Here is a 2,944-nt window from a genome sequence, read left to right as displayed (position 1 = left end):
AATAAACTTTATACTGAAACAGTGAAAAAAAGTTTAGAGAAAGAAAATATTACTACTTCTGTATGCGTGCTTCAAAATGGAGAAACTAACAAAAATATAGAGAGTATTTATAATATATATTTTGCTCTTGCAAGAAACGAGTTAAGCAGAAAAGATATAATAATAGCATTAGGAGGTGGGGTTATAGGAGATATGGCAGGATATGCTGCCGCTACTTGGATGAGGGGAATTGATTTTGTACAGATACCTACTACGCTTCTTGCTTGCGTTGATTCTTCTGTTGGTGGAAAGACTGGCATTAACATAAAAGAAGGAAAAAATTTAGTTGGTGCTTTTCATAGCCCTAGACTTGTTATAATGGATAGTGATGTTTTAAATACGCTTCCAAAGAGGGAGTTTAATGCGGGTATGGCTGAGGTTATTAAGCATGCATTTTTATTTGATAAAAAACTTTTAGAATATTTAGAGAATAATAATAGTTTTAATATGGATTTTATTCTTAAGAGAAATTGCGAATTGAAGGGGCATATAGTAGAGATTGATTATAAAGAGAAAAAAGAGAGAATGTTTTTAAACTTTGGGCATACTATTGGGCATAGTGTTGAAAATGCTGCTGGTTATGGAGTTTTGCTTCATGGTGAGGCTGTTGCTATAGGTGTGATTTTTGCTATGGAGTACGGTATTAAAAAAGATATTACTAAAGATAAAAGTTTACTTGATAGAGCTAAAAATATATTTGGTAAATTCTCTCTTCCTACTGAAATACCAAGCAATATAAACTTAAAAGATGCAATTAAACTAGATAAAAAAAGAAGTAATGATGAAATTAATTTTGTGTTTTTAGAAGATATAGAAAAGCCTTTAATAAATAAAGTAAGCATTAATGATATAGTAAATCTTTTATAAGATATTAAAAAAATAAGAGGTATTAAATTAGTTTAATACCTCTTTTTTATTTTTTTACGCCTTAGCTAATTCTTCTCCTAGTTTAATACATTCATTAATAGCATTATCATCTGGAGTGAGATTTGCAATAAGTCCGTCTTTAACTAAAGAAGCTCCTGCATTATTTACATCTTCCTGCCAGTTTCTCATCCATTCGCCATCGCCCCAATCATAAGAGCCAAATAAAGCTACCTTTTTATTAGAAAGCTTATCTCTTATTGCATCATAAAAAGGCTGAAACTCAGATTCTTCTAAAACCTCAGCTCCCATAGCAGGACAGCCTAATGCTAATTTTGAATAATTATTTATATCTGAAGTATTAAAATTAGATACGCTAAATATATCAACCTCTCCTCCAGATTTTTTAATGCCTTTTTCTACATTCTGTGCCATAAGCTCAGTATTGCCTGTAGCACTCCAATATATTACAGCTATTTTATCACTCATTTTTATCCTCCATAAATTTTTTATTAAATATAAGCATACTCTTTATAATCATCCATTATCTCCAATATGCCCTTACCATTTAAAAATGTGCTTGTGTAAAAATCTCTGCATTTATTGTAGCTTTCAAAAGTTTTGATAGCTTCTTTTTTGTTATGATATACTTTCCAATATCCAGTATATAAACTATTTTTTCCATAATTGTTTATAAATCCGTATATGTCCATAAGAGGATAGCCTAAAAATATTCCTATCTCATGAGGAAAGTCTTTGTTATACTGCATTCTCTTTTTTAATAGTTCTATACACTTATATAGGTTTTTATCTTTATACCCATAATCATCTAAAAAATCAAAAATCTCATCATTAAAAATATAATCCTCAAGCATGTTTTTATTATAAACATAAACTATCACTTTATTATCATAATCTTTAATAATAGATATATTTATATTTCTGCTGTTTAATATTTTATTGTATGATGCTATTTTTTTGTAAACATCTTTTTTAGAATTGTATTGATATGTAAAGATGTTTGCTATTTTTATACCAGAAAGGGTTGGTGCACAGTGGTTAATAATCAATGTATCAAAGTTATGCTCGTTCATATGTTAGAGTATTCTAACATATATTTTAAAATTGTCAATAGTTTTGTTAGTGTATTCTAACTTTTTGTTTAAAATTTATATAATAATTTTTATTTTTTTATAGTAAACCTACATCTTGGATAATTGGAGCATCCGTAAAACTCTCCGTATTTTCCTTTTCTTAAAATTAGTTTTCCATTACACCTAGGACATATATCATTATTTATTTTATAGTTTGTATTTTTTATATTTGATATATGCTCTTCTTTAGATATAATTTGATTATTTGAAATTAATTTATTATAAATATAATTCATATCATCATCAGTATAATTTGAGCCGTCATTAAATTGATATAAATAATTTTTCAAGTCGCACAAATTAATAACATTTCTTATATTTATATTATCAGCATTATTTTGAGTAAATACTATTACAGAATTAATATTATATTTATTTCCTAATATTTTTTTTAAATGATATATATGAGTATTATTTTGTTTTATTGGGTTATAAAAATAATTTCTTTCACCTCTTCTTAAACATTGTGTCCATTTTCTTTGATATTCACTTCCAAATATAAGTCCGCTATAGTTTTTAGTTTCTATACAAAATATTCCATTTTCTCTTATTTCTATATGGTCTATTTGATGACTTTGACCATTACTATCCACTATTGTTAAATTGTTTATTTGCCTATGTTTTACTTTTCCAAATAAATAAGGATTGAGAGCAGAATCAACTTGAATTTCCCCAACTTTACCTTTAATTGAATCAAAATCAAAAAAAGCATTAAAAATATTTTTTGCAATATATTTAAATAGTCCCATAATTATAAATATGTATTTTTTATAGGTAAACTAATATTAATTTATACTTAAATTTTATTTTGTCAAATATTATATTTTATAAAAATGACATAAAATATTTGAATTTTCTATTCAACTTTTTCCCGCGTACGAGCTGTA

At 26.3% G+C, this 2,944-nt stretch carries 4 protein-coding genes; 1 reads left to right on the top strand and 3 read right to left on the bottom strand.

Annotated features, from left to right (window positions below; all coding sequences use genetic code 11):
• Positions 1-906: 3-dehydroquinate synthase (aroB, locus tag E6A48_RS06145; RefSeq protein ID WP_219709179.1), on the top strand; the 906-nt coding region annotated here is incomplete at its 5' end.
• Positions 907-960: 54 nt separating this feature from the next.
• On the opposite strand, the gene E6A48_RS06140 is transcribed toward aroB, so the two are convergent.
• The 3 genes from E6A48_RS06140 to E6A48_RS06130 form a co-directional block, all read right to left on the bottom strand.
• Positions 961-1,392, bottom strand: coding sequence for a flavodoxin (locus E6A48_RS06140; protein WP_219709178.1), 432 nt, complete (start codon positions 1,390-1,392; stop codon positions 961-963).
• 23 nt (positions 1,393-1,415) lie between these two features.
• Positions 1,416-1,997, bottom strand: coding sequence for a DUF3793 family protein (locus tag E6A48_RS06135; protein WP_219709177.1), 582 nt, complete (start codon positions 1,995-1,997; stop codon positions 1,416-1,418).
• An 89-nt stretch (positions 1,998-2,086) separates the two neighbouring features.
• Entirely contained in the window at positions 2,087-2,806 is a 720-nt protein-coding gene (locus tag E6A48_RS06130) for an NERD domain-containing protein (protein WP_219709180.1), read from the bottom strand.
• Positions 2,807-2,944 lie beyond the last annotated feature (138 nt).

This window comes from Brachyspira pilosicoli (assembly GCF_019402445.1).
Classification (GTDB): domain Bacteria; phylum Spirochaetota; class Brachyspiria; order Brachyspirales; family Brachyspiraceae; genus Brachyspira; species Brachyspira pilosicoli_B.
The sequence above is the reverse complement of the archived record's forward strand: the minus strand, read 5'-3'. Positions and strand labels throughout refer to the sequence as shown.

Coding starts and splice junctions, on each gene's coding strand:
- E6A48_RS06130 (WP_219709180.1), bottom strand. CDS start 2,806: ATGGGACTATTTAAATATATTGCAAAAAATATTTTTAATGCTTTTTTT.
- E6A48_RS06135 (WP_219709177.1), bottom strand. CDS start 1,997: ATGAACGAGCATAACTTTGATACATTGATTATTAACCACTGTGCACCA.
- E6A48_RS06140 (WP_219709178.1), bottom strand. CDS start 1,392: ATGAGTGATAAAATAGCTGTAATATATTGGAGTGCTACAGGCAATACT.